This is a genomic window from Acinetobacter sp. ANC 4169, assembly GCF_002135355.1.
GTDB lineage: Bacteria > Pseudomonadota > Gammaproteobacteria > Pseudomonadales > Moraxellaceae > Acinetobacter.
The window spans coordinates 15,868-34,004 of the sequence record NZ_NEGE01000009.1; the positions used below are offsets into that span (position 1 = coordinate 15,868).

Genomic DNA, 18,137 nt, shown 5'->3' on the forward strand with positions numbered 1-18,137 from the left:
AGGAAGCATCATGGCTAAACGTACAGACATTAAAAGCATCTTAATTATCGGTGCTGGTCCAATTGTGATTGGTCAGGCTTGTGAGTTTGACTATTCTGGCGCGCAAGCGTGTAAAGCACTTCGTGAAGAAGGTTACCGCGTTATTTTGGTCAACTCTAACCCAGCGACCATTATGACTGACCCTGCTATGGCAGATGCGACGTATATCGAACCGATTACCTGGCAGACTGTTGCAGCAATCATTGAGAAAGAACGCCCAGATGCTGTTCTTCCTACAATGGGTGGTCAAACAGCATTGAACTGTGCCCTTGCCCTAGACGAGCACGGCATTTTAAAGAAATACAATGTTGAATTGATTGGCGCGACCAAAGAAGCGATCGAAAAAGCGGAAGACCGTAAACTTTTCGATATCGCAATGCGCAAAATCGGTTTGGAATGTCCACGCGCTGACGTTGCAGAAGACATGGAACATGCACTTGAAATTCAAGCGCGTTTCGGTTTCCCTGTGATCATTCGTCCATCATTCACGATGGGTGGTTCAGGCGGCGGTATTGCATACAATCGTGAAGAATTCATCGAAATCTGTGAACGCGGTTTCGATCTCTCTCCGACTAAACAATTATTGATCGATGAATCTTTAATTGGTTGGAAAGAATACGAGATGGAAGTTGTTCGTGACAAAAACGACAACTGTATCATTGTATGTACCATTGAAAACTTTGATCCAATGGGCGTGCATACAGGTGACTCAATCACTGTTGCGCCTGCGCAAACATTGACAGATAAAGAATTCCAACTTTTACGTAATGCATCTTTAGCTGTACTTCGTGAAATTGGTGTAGAAACTGGCGGTTCAAACGTTCAGTTCGGTATTAACCCGAAAGACGGCCGTATGGTTGTGATCGAGATGAACCCACGTGTTTCTCGTTCATCTGCATTGGCGTCTAAAGCAACTGGTTTCCCAATTGCAAAAATCGCTGCGAAATTAGCGGTTGGTTATACTCTTGATGAATTGAAAAATGACATCACTGGCGGTACGACTCCTGCATCATTCGAACCTGCAATTGACTACGTTGTGACCAAGATTCCTCGCTTTAACTTCGAGAAATTCCCACAAGCTGATGCAACTTTAACTACACAGATGAAATCTGTGGGTGAAGTGATGGCGATTGGCCGTAACTTCCAGGAGTCTGTATCTAAAGCTCTTCGTGGCTTAGAAGTTGGCGCATGTGGCTTTGATGAAAAAATCGAAGTGGGTACTGCCGGCGCGAAAGAAAAAATCCTGCAAGAACTTAAAGTTCCAGGTCCTGAGCGTATCTGGTACGTGGGCGATGCATTCCGTCACGGTTTCACATTAGACGAAGTGTTTGCTGCAACCAACATCGACAAGTGGTTCTTGATCCAAATCGAAGACATCATCAAAACTGAAAACCAAATCAAAACTTTAGGTTTTGGTGATTTGAATGCGGACAATATCCGTGCATTTAAACGTAAAGGTTTATCAGATCTTCGTATCGCTGGTTTGATGGGTATTTCACAAAAACAATTCCGTAAACACCGTTGGAACTTGGGCGTAACCCCAGTTTATAAACGTGTGGATACATGTGCTGCAGAGTTCGAATCTGACACAGCGTACATGTACTCAACTTACGATGATGAATGTGAAGCAAATCCATCTAACCGTGACAAAATTATGGTGATCGGTGGTGGTCCTAACCGTATTGGTCAAGGTATCGAGTTCGATTACTGCTGTGTACACGCTGCCCTAGCAATGCGTGATGACGGTTATGAAACAATCATGGTGAACTGTAACCCTGAAACTGTTTCAACCGACTATGACACTTCAGATCGTTTGTACTTCGAACCGATCACTTTGGAAGATGTACTTGAAATCGTGCGTATCGAGAAGCCTAAAGGCATTATCGTACAGTACGGTGGTCAAACACCTTTGAAATTGGCTCGTGCTTTGGAAGAAGCAGGTGCGCCAATTATCGGTACATCGCCTGACGCAATTGACCGTGCAGAAGACCGTGAACGTTTCCAACAAATGATTCAACGTCTACAACTTCGTCAACCAAACAACAGCATCGTAAAATCTGCTGAAGAAGGTATGGCTGAAGCTGCGAAAGTTGGCTATCCACTCGTAGTACGTCCTTCTTACGTACTTGGTGGTCGTGCGATGGAAATCGTATACAACGATGACGAATTGAAACGCTACTTGCGTGATGCGGTTCAGGCATCCAATGAAGCGCCAGTTCTTCTTGACCACTTCCTTGATGACGCGATCGAAGTTGACGTAGACTGCGTATCTGACGGTAAAGACGTTGTAATCGGCGGTATCATGCAGCACATCGAACAAGCGGGCATTCACTCAGGTGACTCTGCATGTTCTATTCCTCCTTATTCTTTATCTAAAGAAGTTCAGGACGAAATGCGTCGTCAAACTGTTGCCATGGCGAAAGAGCTTGGCGTAATCGGTTTGATGAACGTACAGTTTGCTGTTAAAGGTACTGACGTATACATTCTGGAAGTGAACCCGCGTGCATCACGTACTGTTCCGTTCGTTTCTAAATGTATCGGCGAGTCTTTAGCGAAAGTAGCTGCGCGTTGTATGGCTGGTCAATCTCTTGTGTCGCAAGGCTTCACTTCAGAGATTATTCCTGAACACTTCTCTGTAAAAGAAGCAGTGTTCCCATTCAACAAGTTCCCTGGCGTTGACCCAATTCTTGGCCCTGAAATGAAATCTACAGGCGAAGTGATGGGCGTTGGTAAAACATTTGGTGAAGCGTTCTATAAAGCTGTGTTAGGCTCTAACGATCGTTTACCTGGTCTTCCAACCGAAGGTGAAGTGAAACACGCATTCTTGTCTGTACGTCACTCAGATAAACCTCGTGCAGTGGGGATTGCTAAACAGTTAACTGATCTTGGCTTCAAAGTGATCGCTACTGGCGGTACTTATGATGTCATTAAAGAAGCTGGTATTGCATGTGAACGTGTGAACAAAGTCACAGAAGGCCGTCCTAATATCGTGGACCGCTTGAAAAATGGCGAAGTTCAGCTCATTATCAATACGACTGAAGGCAAACAGGCTCAAGAAGATTCATTCTCGATCCGTCGCTCTGCACTTCAAGGTAAAGTGTATTACACAACTACCTTGAACGGTGCCGATGCTGTATGCCAAGCCTTAGCAATTAAATTGCCAATGGACGTATACCGCTTGCAAGACCTTACTAAAGGTTAATTAAGTTACCGAGAAGTCCCGTCACCTCTCGGTGGCGGGCTTTTTTTATTTATAAATCAGTACTTTTACTGATTTTTACTTTTTACAAATATGAGGGACAACAATGCAACGTTATCCTATGACTCCCGAAGGCAAAATTGCCCTAGAGAAAGAATTACAGCAACTTAAAAGTGTTGACCGTCCACGTATCATTGCAGCAATTGCTGAAGCACGTGAACATGGGGATTTGAAAGAAAATGCTGAATATCATGCTGCGCGTGAGCAGCAAGGTTTCTGTGAAGGTCGTATTCAAGACATCGAAGGCAAATTGGGTGCAGCTCAAGAAATCGATGTAAAAACACTTGAGCAAAATGGCCGTGTGGTTTTTGGTGTAACGGTAACGATTGAAAATATCGACACTGAAGAACAAAAGACCTATAAAATTGTTGGTGATGACGAAGCAGACTTTAAGATCAACAAGATCTCTGTGAACTCTCCGATCGCGCGCGGCCTGTTAGGTAAAAATGAAGGCGACGAAGTGAAAATCGTTACTCCTCAAGGCGAAGTTGAATACGAAATTGTGAAAGTTGAATATCTCTAAGTTTTAAACAGATATTTTAGGCTGTAAGAACCCCTCAATGGAGGGGTTTTTTATATTCAGGCAATTGATTATATCAGCCTGCTCTATCCTTCTTTTAACAATCCTGACGCAAAGAGTTGAAAGGCATGTAATGCTTCTGGTAATACCTGCTCAGGATGTTCGCTGGAAGCTATCCATAATGCAGCATTCATGGCGGCACCATTTAAAAATATCGCCGCAGCATCGGGATCTACAGTTTTGATCCGGTCTGATGCCAATAATTTTTCAACGCATTCACGCGTGGACTGCAAACATTTGTTTTGACTGGGCCAATGTGCAGGATCACCCAGTACCGCAGGTCCATCACGCAGCACAATACGCTGAAATTCAGGGTTCAAGGCATTTTCAATATAAGTTCGCCCTTCAAGCATCAACCCTTCCCAAAGATCTTCAGGCTGATCGAGATACTTCTGGGCAGATGAAGCCATCTCTGAATCAATTTGATCGACCACCGCAGCAAATAAGCCTCTTTTATCTCCAAAATGGTGATACAGCGCGCCACGAGTCAGTCCCGCTTCTGCCGTAAGTTTATCCATTGAAGTGTCCGCATAGCCATATTCCCCAAATGCACGGCGTGCCACTTGAATCAGTTTTTTACGGGTCTCGGCCATTTTTAATTCACGAATAGACATTTCTATTCCCAGTTCAGCATTGTAAAAATTTTAATTGACATACGAACCGTATGTCAATTATGTTTACATACGAGGTGTATGTGAAAACTTACACCATTTCTAAATTGAACATGAATTGAGAATAGTCATGACCAGAATTGCGATATTTCCCCAAGACCGCCATGCACTTTATGAACAGCACGGTTACTCTGCCGCCATCAAATCGGAAGATTTACTCTTCGTATCAGGTCAGGTCGGTAGCCGTGAGGATGGTTCTGCTGAACCAGATTTCGAGAAACAGGTAGAACGGGCTTTTAAAAACCTAGCTGCAACATTGGCAGCTGCTGGTTGTACCTTTGATGATATTGTCGATGTCACCACTTTTCACACCGATCCTGAACAGCAATTTGAAACGATTATGAAAGTTAAAAATCAGGTGTTTACACAAAAACCTTATCCAAACTGGACCGCTGTTGGGGTGACATGGCTGGCGGGCTTTGATTTTGAAATTAAAGTGATTGCGCGTATTCCTCGCAATGCTTAGGTCATATCAATACATGCTTTTGCATCCGGTTCACTGGCTGATTTGAGATTGTTGATTCAGCTTGAATCGCAATTCGGTATAATGGTGCATTCCTTGTCGTTCTAACTCCCTTATGTCTGAAAAATTAATTAACTCCCCTGTAAACCATTGGTGCGAGTTCGAATTCATCTCAAAAACAGTGAAGAATCCGAATATTCACATCAAGGGGAATTATTCTTACTATTCAGCATATTGGGATCAGGGGTTTGAACGCTGTGTCGTACGTTATTTGCATGATAAGCCTGCAACATTAGAGAAACCCATCGATCAGCTCTATATTGGCAATTTCGTCTGTTTTGGCGCTGAATGCGTGATTATGATGGGCGGTAATCAATTGCACCGTACCGACTGGATATCAGCCTTTCCGTTCGATACGCGCAGTTTTGTGCCTGCTGGCGATACGGTTATTGGCGATGGCTGCTGGATTGGCTCTCGTGCCATGATTATGCAGGGTGTAAAGCTTGGTGAAGGTGCGGTAGTCGCAACAGGTGCGGTAGTCACAAAAGATGTTCCGCCTTATGCTGTCGTTGGCGGTGTACCTGCAAAAATTATTAAATACCGTTTTCCTGAAGAAGATATAAAAAAACTGCTTTCCCTCAAACTTTATGACATAGATGAAAAGCTGTTTTTAAAGATGAGGGAAAAGTTGCAGACGGATGATGTTACATCGCTACTGCATACCTTTAATGCGCTTGAATAAAAGGGATTAGCGTCAAACTCCGCTGTTTATATTCATCGATTTTATTATTTTTAAGCCAGTTTATATTCAAATAACTTAAACGCCATTCATAATAAGTCAATCCTACATCTCTATAGCTGATCTTAAGTATGGTCGCCTTCTGATCTTCACAATAGTTATTCTTTTCATCTTTCATATCTCGGTAGCAGGAGAGTCGATTCTGGTATTCGTAAAAAGGTAAATGCTCAAAGACCAGTTTTGTTTTTCCTTTTGGAAGTAATTGAATAAAGTCCACATTTTGCTCACCACTATCATCCCCCAGAGAGTTTGAAATCCCGCCATAAACCAAGGCAACGGCATAACTATGCTTATTTAAAGGGTAAAGTGCGGGATGGAGATAAATGATCGACTCATGATCTTCCTGAATTGCAAACACAGGTTGATGCTGATCCAAATCCCACTGCTCCATAATTCGATATTGTCCACGCTGCTTTAAAAGCTGTGTGATTCGTAGTTTGTCTTCTATCAAATAATAATATTTATTTTTTGCAATATTTACTGACCAGAGTTGAGCATTTATTTCTTGACATTCGGATTCTAATTGTTGGCAAATTTTCCTTATTTCAGTTACAGAAATATCTTCTTTTTGAAAAGGCAACGATTGAATTGAATTTTCAGCAGAAACAGGCAAAGTAATAAATAAAATCCAAGTTGATAGCATTAATTTTTTAATCATCATAAATATTCTTGTCATTTTTTTATTTTAGCTATTTTATTACTTTTCAGGATTTTAACCAACACTCCCCCCCTCTAACATGAAACATAAAACCTCCCCTCAATCAGAGTGGGTTTTTTCAGAATATAGTGGCTATGATGAGACTTGAACCTGTGACCCCAGCATTATGAATACTACGCTCTAATCAACAGAGCTAAACTTTGAGTAATTAACATAATTGCTAGGTTGAATACTCAAACATTTTCGATTCCGTAATTCTTACTGCTATGCTTTTTCAAAATTATCACGTTGCCAATTCAATTGATTCTGTTCAGTCATTTCTATTTCATTATTAATAAGTTAACAAACTTATGATAAGACAATTTAACAGTACAGTTCACAGGTATTTTTACACATAGTTGCAAATTAAAAATATGCTTACAATTTCATCAGACTTTAGTTTTAAACCCACTAATTTTCCATCCAATCCATGTTAGATTAAATTACAAAAAAATTTTAGCAGATTTAATTATCCCTATGAAATTACTAGGTTTTGTTTTATTTAAAAAACGGCTAGTATCAAATTTCAAACGGTTCCATTCACAGAAATTCATAGGGTTAAAGCATCTGTTTCTAGTAAGGATTATAAGGAGAAATACACATGGCTTATCAAAATATTTTAGTACCCGTTGACGGTTCAGAAACAGCTTATGCAGCTGTATCAAAAGCAATTGAATTTGCTAAAGCATTCGGCAGTAAAGTCACCGTAGTTCAAGTGTTAGCGCTGGATCCCTATATTGCAGCAGAATACATTTCTGCCAATCAAACTAATGACTTGATTGAACGTGCTCGTACGGCGATTGTAGAATCTCTTGAGGCAGCTAAAGCAAAATTCCATGAACAAGGTCTTGAAGTTGAAACCAAACTTATTGAAGGACAAGTGATTCATCGTGAAATTGTCAATGCAGCTAACGAAACCCATGCCGATCTGATTGTTATTGGTTCACATGGCCGTACAGGTCTGAAAAAACTGTTCCTGGGCAGTGTTGCACAAAGTCTGCTCAGTGAATCGCATGTTCCGGTACTGATTGTCCGTCAATAATAGGCCATACCCTTTCCCATCTTTTGCTAAAGGTGGGAAAAGCTTGATTCACGCACATTTTTTATAAAGCATTCATCCACTGATATTGTTTTAAATTAATTTTATCTCCAATCACCATTACCCCTTCTGCCAACAACTTTAATCGCTGGATATTTTCTCCCTGATCATTCAATTTGCTTAGGCTAATTTTTCCTTGAGCATTGATGACCCTGTGCCAGGGAATTTCCGCTTCTGAATCCAGATATTTTAAAACATACCCCACTAAACGTGCATGTTTGGGTAAGCCCGCCATCTTGGCAATCTGTCCATAGCAAGCGACTTTGCCGTAGGGAATGAAAGCCACTACTTGCAGGATTTGCCGTGCCAATTCATCACTGGAGCTATTGGAATGTTGAGGCATATAGTGTCCCTAAATCATTGGTATTAAACTTTAAGATTTCGTGATTTTTGCATTCAAACTGGTCGCTTTAAAAAAACTTCCAACTCATCATCAAGATGGCTCATCTGTAAGAATATCCCGTAGATCATTGATATCTATTTACTCTAGAAAACACATAAAACAATATATAAAAAAGCCCACTCAGGGGCTTTTTTTAGTTAGGATGATTAGAAATTATCTGGGCTTTCCAGACGTTTCACCACCTGTACCTTCTCTGGGTTATGCATCACTGCTACACCATCTTCGGCTTTTTCATCAATTAACGCATCCGGGTTATAAACGGTAATGGTTTCATTGCCGTTGGCATCTTCACCGATAATGTACTGGAAGCCTTTCTTATTCATTTTATGGCACATGCGTTGATACCAGCCTTTAAAACCCGTGGTTTCTTCATTTGGGTTGTAATAAAAGGCATTCATGACCGCAGGTAAACCGAGTCCGCAGACCAAGCCTGAAAGCAGTACCGAAATAAAGGTATAGCCAATTAAAATACTGCTGTATTCAGTTAGTCGTGGAACATTCGCCACGGCAAGTATTAATGCCAGCGAGATACCGCCACGCACCCCGCCCCATGACAGAATTGCCAGACTCCCGTTATAGCTTTTATTTCTAAAGCTCGGGAAAAATGCGAATGACAAATAGTTTGCGGCAAAGCGTGAAGCATGCAGAATAAAAAATGCGACGATACCACCTAGAATCAAGCTAATGCTTAAATCCAGAATAAAGAGTTCAAGGCCAATCAGGGTAAATAAGAATGAATTGATAATGCCTTCAACGGTATGCCAGAAATGATTGACCTCGCGAATTTCACGTTCCTGTAAAATCTCTTTCCATTTGTTGCCAACAACCAAGCCACCAATGACACAGGCAATAGGTGCAGATGCATGAGCAAACAAGGCCACCAAGTATGAACCGCAGGCCAGCAATGCCGTGGTTAAAATCAAAGATTCCATTTCGTGTTTGCCACGAAGCAATCTTAAAATGCCCAGACCAAAGCCCCAGCCAATAATAACGGCAACCACAATCTCGTAAAGCAAGGTTTGCAAAGTACCCATAATGGTAAAGTGTTCACCCTGCAATACATTTAATAAAGTCATGAATACGGCGATACACATGGCATCATTAAACAGTGATTCACCTTCCAGTTTTACCATCAGGTGATGCGGTGCACGTACAGAACTGAGGACTCCTTTAATTCCAATCGGGTCGGTCGCACCCAGTGCAGCCCCTAACAGTAACAGCACCAATAAATCGACATGCTTGCCAATCAGGAATTGATAGCCATACAAAGTGACACCAAAAAACACGGCACACAGCACCAGTGCAATACTGGCCAAAATACTGATTGGTTTCCAATGGCTTTTTAAATCGGACACTTTAAATTTTAAAGCGGAAGATGTCAGGATAAAACAGATCACCCCATTAATTAGAAAGTCATAAAAATCAATATGACGTACCGCTTCCTCAATATTATGAATATTAATGGTAATAAACTGGTTACCACTGAGCAGGCTGGCACCCCACTGTAAAATAAAGACAAAAATTGCCGAAACAATGGGTACCCCAATCGCCTGAGGGAAACCTAAAATACGCTTATTAAAAATAGTCGTTGCAATTGAAAGCGCAAAAATAACTGTAAAGACTTGAAGAAAAAAGAAATTTCCCATTAAAGTTCCAATTCGAGCGATTCATTGGAATAAAGCGAATGCATCCCAACATTTCCAGATAAATATTTAATTAAATAACATTTATTAACCGAATCAGTTTAACCATTTTTTGCTTTGTCATACAAAATAGTTAAGTTTTTTTACATATTTTTGGCAATCATTTAACATAGTCTGAGATCCGCACATTTCGTGTAGCCAGCCTTTCCTTAATTTTTACCTTAAGTTGAATTTATTCATGCATCAAACAGTTAAAACCCTATTTCGGCTTTTTTTTGCAGGAGTAATTTTTCTGATTACATTGGCTTTATTTTTGAGTATTTTTTCAAAAGGCCAAGAAATTTTAAATGCAGATCAACAGTTCCAGCAAGCCAAACAGCTTTCACTCAAATCGACACCTGGCGAGCAATTGGTTCTGGTTTCCAACAATAAACGACCAGATCAGGCGATTTATATTCTCATCGCGAATAATGGTTATATTGCCAAACTCAGCTGTGAGCATTATCTGCAAGATATTTGTACCGATACCTATAACCAGCAGCATACCCGGCAAATCAAACAATTAGAGTTATTAAAAATTGGTCAGCAGCATTATATTCAGCTGGTCAGTTATCAAGATAGCCGCACTCAAAAGCCACAACAATGGTCTTATTCGAAAGCACAAATTCAGCAATTCTATCAGGCTGATATTTCAAGTTTAAAATACAGCCTGTTGAGCATTGCATTGTTTGCATGCGCAGCACTTTATGTGTCGATTCGAATTATTCGAAACTTTAAAAAATTTATCCATGGTTAATAAAAAAGAGGACTTTAAATCCTCTTTTTTAATCTTAGACTGACATTTTCAGCTGTTCAAATGGCTTGGTTAAAAGTATCGCAATCGTTGATATTCCCCGATTTCAAACCGGTTTGAAACCATTTCATGCGCTGCTGACTGCTGCCATGGGTAAAGCTGTCAGGAACCACCTGTCCAGTCGCACGTTTCTGCAAATAGTCGTCACCAATTTTATGCGCTGCATCCATGGCTTCTTCAATATCCCCCTGCTCCAGGAACTGGGTACGTTGCTGGTTATGGTGGGCCCAAATTCCAGCAAAGCAGTCCGCCTGCAATTCCTGACGTACAGAAAGTTGATTGCCTTGTACTTCACTAGATTGTGCCCGGGCTTTTTGTACTTGTGCCGAAATGCCCAACAAAGTTTGAAGATGATGTCCGACTTCGTGTGCGACCACGTAGGCTTGGGCAAAATCACCGGCTTGGTCCTGGCGTGACAATTCAGTGCTGTTCTGCTCACCCGAAATACCCATTTGCTGGCGCATATCTTTAAAGAAGGCAGTATCGATATACACTTTCTGATCGGATGGGCAATAAAAAGGCCCCATGGCAGATTGTGCGGTACCGCAGCCCGAATCCACGATACCATTAAACATCACCAGTTTAGGCGCGACGTACTGGGCATTCAATTGCTGCTGGAACACTTGGGTCCAGGTATCTTCTGTATCCGCCAATACGGTACCGACAAAATCCATCGCCTCTTGCTGCTCAGGGGTTGGATTATCCAGCCCCTTGGTTTCAGCTGGTTGCGATTGTGAGGTTACCTGTTTGGTGGCCTGATAAGCTTGCTGCGGATCTACCCCAAAAAACTTCCAGGCCACAAATGCAACCACCAGCCCTAAAATACTAATACCACCTGCTTTAGCTCCGGCTCCACCTCGACGGTCTTCCACATTGGTACTGATTCGACGACCTTTCCAGCGCATAGTGATATTCCTTCTAGTTTGCTTTTAGCTAATTTTAGCCAGCTTTTGAATTATGCCTGTTTTGATTTCGGCTTCATCTTCTGAATCATTGCAATCACGATTAAAACCAATAATCCGGCAACAAAACCAATCGCCAGATTAATTAAAGTCGGGGTAACTGCACCTATAATACTGCCCATTGTAGGAATGTGCTGCACATAATCTACCGAATCTTCGGTGAAATGATGAAACCATGGAATGGTATGAGTGATAATCCCGCCACCAACTAAGAACATGGCAATAGTTCCAACAATGGTCAAAGTTTTCATCAGTTTGGGTGCAAAAGCCAGTAAACCACGTCCCACAGTTTGTTTGAAACTCGATGCCTGCTCGGTTAAATACAATCCCAGATCATCAATTTTGACAATCATGGCGACAAAGCCATAAACCCCAACCGTCATGACGATGGCAATAGCTGAAAGCACCATGACTTTAGTCGCAAAAGCAGCAGTCGCCACTGTACCCAGTGAAATCACCACAATTTCAGCAGATAAAATAAAGTCGGTACGAATTGCACCTTTAATTTTTTCTTTTTCAAATGTGGCTAAATCAGTTTCGATTGCTGTTAACTCGGCTTCAGCCGCTTCTTCAGTCGTGGCTTTTTTATGCTTCAGACTATGCAGAACCTTTTCCACGCCTTCATAACATAGGAACAAACCGCCAATCATCAATAAGGGATTGATTAACCAAGGCGCGACCACACTAATCAACAGGGCCAAAGGCACAAGAATGAGCTTATTAACAAAAGAGCCTTTGGCAACACCCCAAACTACAGGAAGTTCACGCTCAGAACGCACGCCACTAACTTGTTGGGCATTGAGTGCCAAATCATCGCCCAATACCCCTGCGGTTTTTTTTGCAGCCATTTTGCTCATCACAGCAACGTCGTCTAAAACAGTCGCAATATCATCTAATAATATTAATAAGCTACTCGCCATTCTTGTTATCCCTAAAGTTTCTATTCTGTATTTTAAAGATAAATATTTAAAAAAACTGTATCAACATCATTAAATTGTTCTTATTTTTTCTATGATCTGTTTTTATAGTGCCTGCCATTCAAAAACATTATGCCGTACAATAAGGCCATTCATCAGCATATACGTGTAGTGCTAACAACTACTTTGGAATAGAGAGATAATGAGTAATCAAGACAATCGTCCTGTTATTTTGACTGGCGACCGCCCAACCGGACAACTTCACTTAGGTCATTTTGTAGGTTCTTTACGTTCACGTGTAGGATTACAGGATTCTCATCATCAACATCTTCTTCTTGCTGATGCCCAAGCTTTAACCGATAACGCCGATAACTTTGAAAAAGTACGCCGCAATATTATTGAAGTGGCAACGGATTATTTGGCCGTGGGTATTGACCCAACCAAAACCACGATTTGTGTTCAGTCATGCTTGCCAGCTTTGAATGAACTGACCATGCTGTATTTAAACTTTGTGACTGTGTCCCGTTTAGAGCGTAACCCGACCATTAAATCTGAAATTCAGATGCGCGGTTTTGAACGTGATATTCCCGCAGGTTTCCTTTGCTACCCTGTGGCACAGGCAGCAGATATTACTGCTTTTAAAGCAACTGTAGTGCCGGTAGGCGAAGACCAGATTCCAATGATCGAACAGACCAATGAGATTGTTCGCCGTTTGAACCGTCAGATTGGTCACGAGATTTTGCCTGAATGTAAAGCCCTGCTTTCCAATGTCGGCCGTTTACCTGGTTTTGATGGCAAGGCCAAAATGTCTAAATCGCTAGGCAATACCATTGTGCTGGATGCTTCAGATAAAGATATCAAAAAAGCAGTCAATGCCATGTATACCGACCCGAACCATCTTCGTATCGAAGATCCGGGTCAGGTTGAAGGCAACGTGGTATTTACTTACTTAGATGCGTTCGATACCAACAAAGAAGAGCTGGAAGAGTTAAAAGCACATTATCGTCGTGGCGGTTTAGGCGATGGGACAGTAAAAAAACGTCTTGAAGGCATTTTAAAAGAAATGATCGGCCCGATTCGTGAACGTCGTATGGAATTACAGAAAGATCCAGACTACATCATGGACATTCTGAAAACCGGTACCGATAAATGCCGTGACATTACCCAACAAACCCTGGATGAAATCAAATCAGGTTTAGGTGTGTTCCATTTTTAAACCCTTATAAATAAAAAAGCCCTTGTTTCATCAGGGGCTTTTTTATAGTCAAAAAATGAGCAATCAATCACACTAACCTATGGTTATTAACCTGAATTAACACAACTTAACGGAAAGCCTCATGAAATGACTGACCATTCATTTTATGATGTCTCCAATGCTTAGAGCTACCCCTAGTTCTAACATTCTCCTTAACCGAACTGTGCAAACAGATTCGTTGTTCTACGCGATGATCACCCCAATCATTGCGTATTTTTTTGCCTGTTTTTCTAGCAATAATACGTTTCAAGCAATAAAAAAAACCCGCACTTGGCGGGTTTTTTTGGGTTCACCACTTATGCATGTTTGTGACGCATATGCGGGAATAAAATCACGTCACGGATACTTGGTGCATTAGCAAATAACATCACCAAACGGTCAATACCAATACCTTGACCTGCTGTTGGAGGAAGACCATATTCAAGTGCTTCAATGAAGTCAGCATCAAAATGCATCGCTTCATCATCACCCGCGTCTTTTTCAGCAACCTGTGCCTGGAAACGTTCAGCCTGGTCAATCGGGTCATTCAATTCCGAGAAACCATTGGCCAGCTCACGACCACCAATGAAGAATTCAAAACGGTCAGTGATATGTGGATTGGTATCATTACGACGCGCCAGTGGAGAAGTTTCCGCTGGATATTCGGTAATGAAGGTTGGTTGACGAAGCTTGGTTTCAACCGTTTCTTCAAATACGATGGTTTGAAGTTTACCCAAACCAAAACCAGGTTTCACTTGTTCTTTCAGTTCTTCCTGAATGAATTTCGCCAGGAATTCACGGTCAGATACATTTTCTGGAGTGAATTGCGGGTTATGTTCAAGAATGGCATCAAACATTGAAATTTTCTTGAATGGACCTTTGAAGCTATATACTTCTTCACCATAAGGAACATCGGTAGAACCCAAAATGTCGATGGCCAATTTCTCAAGCATTTTTTCAGTGAGTTCCATCAAGTCTTTATAGTCTGCATAAGCTTGATAGAATTCAATCATGGTGAATTCCGGGTTATGACGTGTTGAAACACCTTCATTACGGAAGTTACGGTTAATTTCGAATACACGTTCAAAACCACCTACAACCAGGCGTTTCAAGTAAAGCTCAGGTGCAATACGCAAGAACAATGGCATATCCAGAGCATTGTGATGGGTTTCAAATGGACGCGCAGATGCACCCCCTGGAATCACATGCATCATCGGTGTTTCCACTTCCATGAAGCGCTCATTGATTAAATAGTTACGGATACCAGCAACGACTTTGGCACGAATTTCAAAAGTTTTACGTGTTTCTTCATTTACGATCAAGTCTAAATAACGTTTACGGTATTTAACTTCGGTATCGTTTAAACCGTGGAATTTGTCTGGAAGTGGACGTAAAGATTTAGTTAACAGTTCAAAATGTTCAATATGAACATAGAGATCACCCTTACCTGAACGACCGATATAACCTTCAACGGCAATAATATCACCCAGATCTAAAGCTTTAATGGTTGCAAGTACTTCTGGATCTAGTTCTTTACGAGCAACATAAAGCTGAATACGTCCAGTCATGTCTTGAATCACGATGAATGAACCACGGTTCAACATCACGCGACCCGCTACTTTGACATGAACCTGCTCGCCAGCTTCAATTTCTTCTTTAGATTTGTCAGCAAATTGTACTTGTAAATCTTGAGCGTAATCTTCGCGCTTAAAGGTGTTTGGCCAAGGGCTAGTTCCCTTTTCCTGAGCATGTTCTTCAATATGCTTTAACTTGGCATGACGCTGTGCAATTAAATCGTTTTCGGAAATGTGTTGTTCAGAAGTCGATTGAGCGTTATGTTGCGTCATCTCTGCCTCGAATATGTGTAAAAAACGGAAGTTGCATAGCATAGCAGATTTAGTATAAATTTCGAATGACTTATTGCCACTCAAAAGCATTGATTTGCTAAAAACACTTCCTTTCACTTATATTTTGAAGCACATTTTTAAGCTTCTGCCAATTGTTTAACAATCTCAAAGCCCTTCTTAAATCCGTTATCCATCATTTCCCTATATTCTTTAGGACTTTCCAGTTCCACCCACAGTCTGGTTTTTCCGTGTAAATCTTCCAGAAAATACTTTTCCAAACTACCGCTCCATTTTTTTAGTTCTTCACTGTCTAAATCTTCAACACCCTTTCGTACGACACCTAAATGTTTAAAGATCAATATCTTAAATTCCTCCATCTGCTCAATGGTAGACACCATGCCATTCCGCTCAGCATCCAGAAATAGCGTTTTACCATTCACCTTCCAATCCGAATGAATGCTGGAACTGGGCGAAAAATAATAGGTCCATTGGCTATAGCTATCTGGGTTCCATAGCACCTGCCATACTTTTTGTGGTGTGGCTTCAATTAAAATTTCATAATTTAGTTTTTCCATAACCGGCTCAGCTCGGAGATATCTTGATGCTCAAGTTAGCCAAATCTACTTTTAGCGCCTAGCAGCATTTTGTTATTCAGTCCTGATCTGGGATTTTAACTAGAATAAAAGGCTGTTTTTTATTCATAATTTTTTTGTAAATATATTTGGTCTGTTATCTGTAATGGGCTTGTTAGACCAATAGCTAACTGCGCTGTTAGGCAAAGTTACATACAATGAATTTAAGAAAAAATAGTTGAAAAGTAATCTATTTAACTGTGTCTATCTTTGTGAATAAAGAAAGTATGAACTAAAACAATGACCACATGCCCTTTAAAAATCCTGTTTTTACATGGACTCGATTCTTCGCGTGAATCGACCAGATTCCATGCTATTGATGCCGATCATAAATATTGTATCGACGTAGATTATCGTAACCTGAATTTTCAAACCGTCGCTAATTTTTATCGGGAAACCATTACCAAAATTAAACCTGAAATCCTGGTTGGCCATAGCTTGGGCGCTTACTGGGCGCTTAAAATGTCAGCTCTATATAAAATTCCAGCAATTATCGCCAATCCCAACTTAAGCCCAGATTTTCGTGCAGATTATCCGCCTATTAATGAAGATGATCTGGAACACGATATTGCGCAAATTGCCTATCTGGAACTAGGGGATGAAGAACTGGATATGTATGCTGTACAACAGCAACTCGAACCGTATATGCAGGTTCAGGCGGTCGAAGGTGGACACCACCGCTTAGCCAGTCCAGAAAATATCAATGACCTGCTTCAGCATATGCAGACACATTTTCTGAAAAAATAAAAAAGCCCTGGTTATTCCCAAGGCCTTTTTTACATCCGCTTAATTAAGCAACATCTTGCTCTGGCTGTGACTTGTCATCGAGTACTGACCAAACCTCTAAGCCTAAGTCACCATGCAAATCTGGTAAATCAAGGAAAATACTTGCACCCAAAACTTGGTGCTGGCATTTATTCACCAGCTGTTTCACGGCTTTCAAGGTACCGCCAGTGGCTAATACATCATCCACAATAATAATTTTTTGCGGTTGAACCTCTGCCGACATTTCCAGACGGTCCATACCATATTCCAGGCTATAACCGACACCTACCACCGGTGGTGGTAACTTACCTGCTTTACGAACCAGCAATAAGCCTTTACCTAAACGTTGTGCCAACAAACTTGCCAGCACAAAACCACGTGCTTCAACCGCAACAAAACTTTCTACTTGTTCCAGTTTCTCAGCAGGAATGCTGGCAATTAAAGCCTCAGTTAATAACTCAATATTTCCCATAAATAATGGAGTCAGGTCAAAAAAACAAATACCTGGTTTCGGGAAATCTTGGACAGTACGAATGTTAGACCACAAAGTTGTAGACAAATTGCTCATGGGGAGAAAGGTATTAAAAAAGGAATATGTGAATTTTAACGCTTTATCAGAACAATGACCAGTAAGCGATCAGTTTTAAAGCACAACAAGAACAGTTAAAACAACATAAATTATTGATTTTATTATGTTCATTTTTTAAATAAATAATAGCTATAGATTTAGCTAATTTTAGATTAACAAATCCCGTTATTTTTTTCTGCACGACCTTAGTCTAAAAAGTCTAATCTCCAATCTTGAACAGAAGCTGCCTCAACACTCTAATTAAGCAATTAATTGATCTGGATGAGTGACTTATATTGTTAAACTCACGCTTATTTCCTTATTTTAAAGACAAGTTTTGTCCTCCTAAGCAATTCTGCTTTCAAATTCTGCCCTTAAACTCCGATATTCGCTTTACATTAGCAATAGAACTGCGTAAAAATTTGCTTGAATATGTACATCGAAAGTCATATCAATCGGTTCATGCTGTATATAAAATTTTACTGACGGCATATTTTTGAAAAGTCAGTGTTTTGGAGAGTCAAATGAAGAAATATCAATGCATCGTTTGTGGATGGATTTATGACGAAGCGGAAGGTTGGCCACAAGATGGCATTGTCGCAGGTACCAAATGGGAAGATATTCCAGATGACTGGACTTGCCCAGACTGTGGTGTATCAAAAGTTGATTTTGAAATGGTAGAAATCTAATTATTGATCGCAAAGAC

At 40.8% G+C, this 18,137-nt stretch carries 18 protein-coding genes; 9 read left to right on the forward strand and 9 right to left on the reverse strand.

What is annotated here, in order from left to right; all coding sequences use genetic code 11:
- Nucleotides 1-10: 10 nt before the first annotated feature.
- A complete protein-coding gene (carB, locus tag B9T26_RS08180; RefSeq protein WP_086199218.1) occupies nt 11-3,241 on the forward strand; it encodes a carbamoyl-phosphate synthase large subunit in 3,231 nt (1,076 codons plus the stop codon).
- A 103-nt stretch (nt 3,242-3,344) separates the two neighbouring features.
- Complete coding sequence (greA, locus tag B9T26_RS08185; protein ID WP_086176194.1) at nt 3,345-3,821, forward strand: transcription elongation factor GreA; 477 nt, start codon at nt 3,345-3,347, stop codon at nt 3,819-3,821.
- Nucleotides 3,822-3,904: 83 nt separating this feature from the next.
- Here greA and B9T26_RS08190 read toward each other — a convergent pair whose 3' ends face one another.
- Nucleotides 3,905-4,492 (reverse strand): TetR/AcrR family transcriptional regulator, encoded by a 588-nt coding sequence (locus B9T26_RS08190; protein WP_086199219.1) that lies wholly within the window; start codon nt 4,490-4,492, stop codon nt 3,905-3,907.
- Between the two features lie 127 nt (nt 4,493-4,619).
- Here B9T26_RS08190 and B9T26_RS08195 point away from each other — a divergent pair, with 127 nt between their 5' ends.
- The gene (locus tag B9T26_RS08195) at nt 4,620-5,015 is read left to right on the forward strand and encodes a RidA family protein (protein ID WP_086199220.1); all 396 of its coding nucleotides are present in this window, start codon (nt 4,620-4,622) and stop codon (nt 5,013-5,015) included.
- A gap of 112 nt (nt 5,016-5,127) precedes the next feature.
- On the forward strand, nt 5,128-5,754 hold the full coding sequence (locus tag B9T26_RS08200; protein WP_086199221.1) for a CatB-related O-acetyltransferase: 627 nt from the start codon (nt 5,128-5,130) through the stop codon (nt 5,752-5,754).
- Here B9T26_RS08200 and B9T26_RS08205 read toward each other — a convergent pair.
- Nucleotides 5,738-6,472, reverse strand: a complete 735-nt coding sequence (locus tag B9T26_RS08205; RefSeq protein ID WP_086199222.1) for a hypothetical protein — start codon at nt 6,470-6,472, stop codon at nt 5,738-5,740. The two genes, B9T26_RS08200 and B9T26_RS08205, sit on opposite strands and share 17 nt — an antisense overlap.
- Before the next feature lie 637 nt (nt 6,473-7,109).
- On the opposite strand from B9T26_RS08205, the gene B9T26_RS08210 reads away from it, so the two are divergent.
- Nucleotides 7,110-7,550, forward strand: coding sequence for a universal stress protein (locus B9T26_RS08210; RefSeq protein ID WP_086199223.1), 441 nt, complete (start codon nt 7,110-7,112; stop codon nt 7,548-7,550).
- A gap of 61 nt (nt 7,551-7,611) precedes the next feature.
- Here B9T26_RS08210 and B9T26_RS08215 read toward each other — a convergent pair whose 3' ends face one another.
- Nucleotides 7,612-7,950 (reverse strand): MGMT family protein, encoded by a 339-nt coding sequence (locus tag B9T26_RS08215; RefSeq protein ID WP_086199224.1) that lies wholly within the window; start codon nt 7,948-7,950, stop codon nt 7,612-7,614.
- A 206-nt stretch (nt 7,951-8,156) separates the two neighbouring features.
- Nucleotides 8,157-9,656: a cation:proton antiporter gene (locus tag B9T26_RS08220; RefSeq protein WP_086199225.1), complete on the reverse strand. Its 1,500-nt coding sequence runs from the start codon at nt 9,654-9,656 to the stop codon at nt 8,157-8,159.
- 235 nt (nt 9,657-9,891) lie between these two features.
- Between B9T26_RS08220 and B9T26_RS08225 the strand changes: the two genes are divergently transcribed.
- On the forward strand, nt 9,892-10,449 hold the full coding sequence (locus B9T26_RS08225; RefSeq protein ID WP_086199226.1) for a hypothetical protein: 558 nt from the start codon (nt 9,892-9,894) through the stop codon (nt 10,447-10,449).
- Nucleotides 10,450-10,505: 56 nt separating this feature from the next.
- On the opposite strand, the gene B9T26_RS08230 is transcribed toward B9T26_RS08225, so the two are convergent.
- Together B9T26_RS08230 and B9T26_RS08235 are read right to left on the reverse strand one after the other, a co-directional pair.
- On the reverse strand, nt 10,506-11,411 hold the full coding sequence (locus B9T26_RS08230; RefSeq protein WP_086199227.1) for a neutral zinc metallopeptidase: 906 nt from the start codon (nt 11,409-11,411) through the stop codon (nt 10,506-10,508).
- Between the two features lie 50 nt (nt 11,412-11,461).
- Nucleotides 11,462-12,388: a DUF808 domain-containing protein gene (locus tag B9T26_RS08235; protein ID WP_086199228.1), complete on the reverse strand. Its 927-nt coding sequence runs from the start codon at nt 12,386-12,388 to the stop codon at nt 11,462-11,464.
- 199 nt (nt 12,389-12,587) lie between these two features.
- Between B9T26_RS08235 and trpS the strand changes: the two genes are divergently transcribed.
- Nucleotides 12,588-13,601 (forward strand): tryptophan--tRNA ligase, encoded by a 1,014-nt coding sequence (gene trpS / locus B9T26_RS08240; protein ID WP_086199229.1) that lies wholly within the window; start codon nt 12,588-12,590, stop codon nt 13,599-13,601.
- 335 nt (nt 13,602-13,936) lie between these two features.
- Here trpS and lysS read toward each other — a convergent pair whose 3' ends face one another.
- The gene (gene lysS, locus B9T26_RS08245) at nt 13,937-15,466 is read right to left on the reverse strand and encodes a lysine--tRNA ligase (RefSeq protein ID WP_086199324.1); all 1,530 of its coding nucleotides are present in this window, start codon (nt 15,464-15,466) and stop codon (nt 13,937-13,939) included.
- A 137-nt stretch (nt 15,467-15,603) separates the two neighbouring features.
- Complete coding sequence (locus B9T26_RS08250) at nt 15,604-16,041, reverse strand: SRPBCC family protein (protein ID WP_086199230.1); 438 nt, start codon at nt 16,039-16,041, stop codon at nt 15,604-15,606.
- 297 nt (nt 16,042-16,338) lie between these two features.
- Here B9T26_RS08250 and B9T26_RS08255 point away from each other — a divergent pair, with 297 nt between their 5' ends.
- Nucleotides 16,339-16,845: a YqiA/YcfP family alpha/beta fold hydrolase gene (locus B9T26_RS08255; protein WP_086199231.1), complete on the forward strand. Its 507-nt coding sequence runs from the start codon at nt 16,339-16,341 to the stop codon at nt 16,843-16,845.
- A gap of 43 nt (nt 16,846-16,888) precedes the next feature.
- On the opposite strand, the gene B9T26_RS08260 is transcribed toward B9T26_RS08255, so the two are convergent.
- A complete protein-coding gene (locus tag B9T26_RS08260; protein ID WP_086199232.1) occupies nt 16,889-17,431 on the reverse strand; it encodes an adenine phosphoribosyltransferase in 543 nt (180 codons plus the stop codon).
- 524 nt (nt 17,432-17,955) lie between these two features.
- Between B9T26_RS08260 and rubA the strand changes: the two genes are divergently transcribed.
- Nucleotides 17,956-18,120 (forward strand): rubredoxin RubA, encoded by a 165-nt coding sequence (gene rubA, locus B9T26_RS08265; protein ID WP_005179369.1) that lies wholly within the window; start codon nt 17,956-17,958, stop codon nt 18,118-18,120.
- Nucleotides 18,121-18,137: the final 17 nt, after the last annotated feature.

What these genes read in the sequence shown, in the direction of transcription:
- carB (WP_086199218.1), top strand. Translation starts at nt 11, where the DNA reads ATGGCTAAACGTACAGACATTAAAAGCATCTTAATTATCGGTGCTGGT.
- greA (WP_086176194.1), top strand. Translation starts at nt 3,345, where the DNA reads ATGCAACGTTATCCTATGACTCCCGAAGGCAAAATTGCCCTAGAGAAA.
- B9T26_RS08190 (WP_086199219.1), bottom strand. Translation starts at nt 4,492, where the DNA reads ATGTCTATTCGTGAATTAAAAATGGCCGAGACCCGTAAAAAACTGATT.
- B9T26_RS08195 (WP_086199220.1), top strand. Translation starts at nt 4,620, where the DNA reads ATGACCAGAATTGCGATATTTCCCCAAGACCGCCATGCACTTTATGAA.
- B9T26_RS08200 (WP_086199221.1), top strand. Translation starts at nt 5,128, where the DNA reads ATGTCTGAAAAATTAATTAACTCCCCTGTAAACCATTGGTGCGAGTTC.
- B9T26_RS08205 (WP_086199222.1), bottom strand. Translation starts at nt 6,472, where the DNA reads ATGATGATTAAAAAATTAATGCTATCAACTTGGATTTTATTTATTACT.
- B9T26_RS08210 (WP_086199223.1), top strand. Translation starts at nt 7,110, where the DNA reads ATGGCTTATCAAAATATTTTAGTACCCGTTGACGGTTCAGAAACAGCT.
- B9T26_RS08215 (WP_086199224.1), bottom strand. Translation starts at nt 7,950, where the DNA reads ATGCCTCAACATTCCAATAGCTCCAGTGATGAATTGGCACGGCAAATC.
- B9T26_RS08220 (WP_086199225.1), bottom strand. Translation starts at nt 9,656, where the DNA reads ATGGGAAATTTCTTTTTTCTTCAAGTCTTTACAGTTATTTTTGCGCTT.
- B9T26_RS08225 (WP_086199226.1), top strand. Translation starts at nt 9,892, where the DNA reads ATGCATCAAACAGTTAAAACCCTATTTCGGCTTTTTTTTGCAGGAGTA.
- B9T26_RS08230 (WP_086199227.1), bottom strand. Translation starts at nt 11,411, where the DNA reads ATGCGCTGGAAAGGTCGTCGAATCAGTACCAATGTGGAAGACCGTCGA.
- B9T26_RS08235 (WP_086199228.1), bottom strand. Translation starts at nt 12,388, where the DNA reads ATGGCGAGTAGCTTATTAATATTATTAGATGATATTGCGACTGTTTTA.
- trpS (WP_086199229.1), top strand. Translation starts at nt 12,588, where the DNA reads ATGAGTAATCAAGACAATCGTCCTGTTATTTTGACTGGCGACCGCCCA.
- lysS (WP_086199324.1), bottom strand. Translation starts at nt 15,466, where the DNA reads ATGACGCAACATAACGCTCAATCGACTTCTGAACAACACATTTCCGAA.
- B9T26_RS08250 (WP_086199230.1), bottom strand. Translation starts at nt 16,041, where the DNA reads ATGGAAAAACTAAATTATGAAATTTTAATTGAAGCCACACCACAAAAA.
- B9T26_RS08255 (WP_086199231.1), top strand. Translation starts at nt 16,339, where the DNA reads ATGACCACATGCCCTTTAAAAATCCTGTTTTTACATGGACTCGATTCT.
- B9T26_RS08260 (WP_086199232.1), bottom strand. Translation starts at nt 17,431, where the DNA reads ATGAGCAATTTGTCTACAACTTTGTGGTCTAACATTCGTACTGTCCAA.
- rubA (WP_005179369.1), top strand. Translation starts at nt 17,956, where the DNA reads ATGAAGAAATATCAATGCATCGTTTGTGGATGGATTTATGACGAAGCG.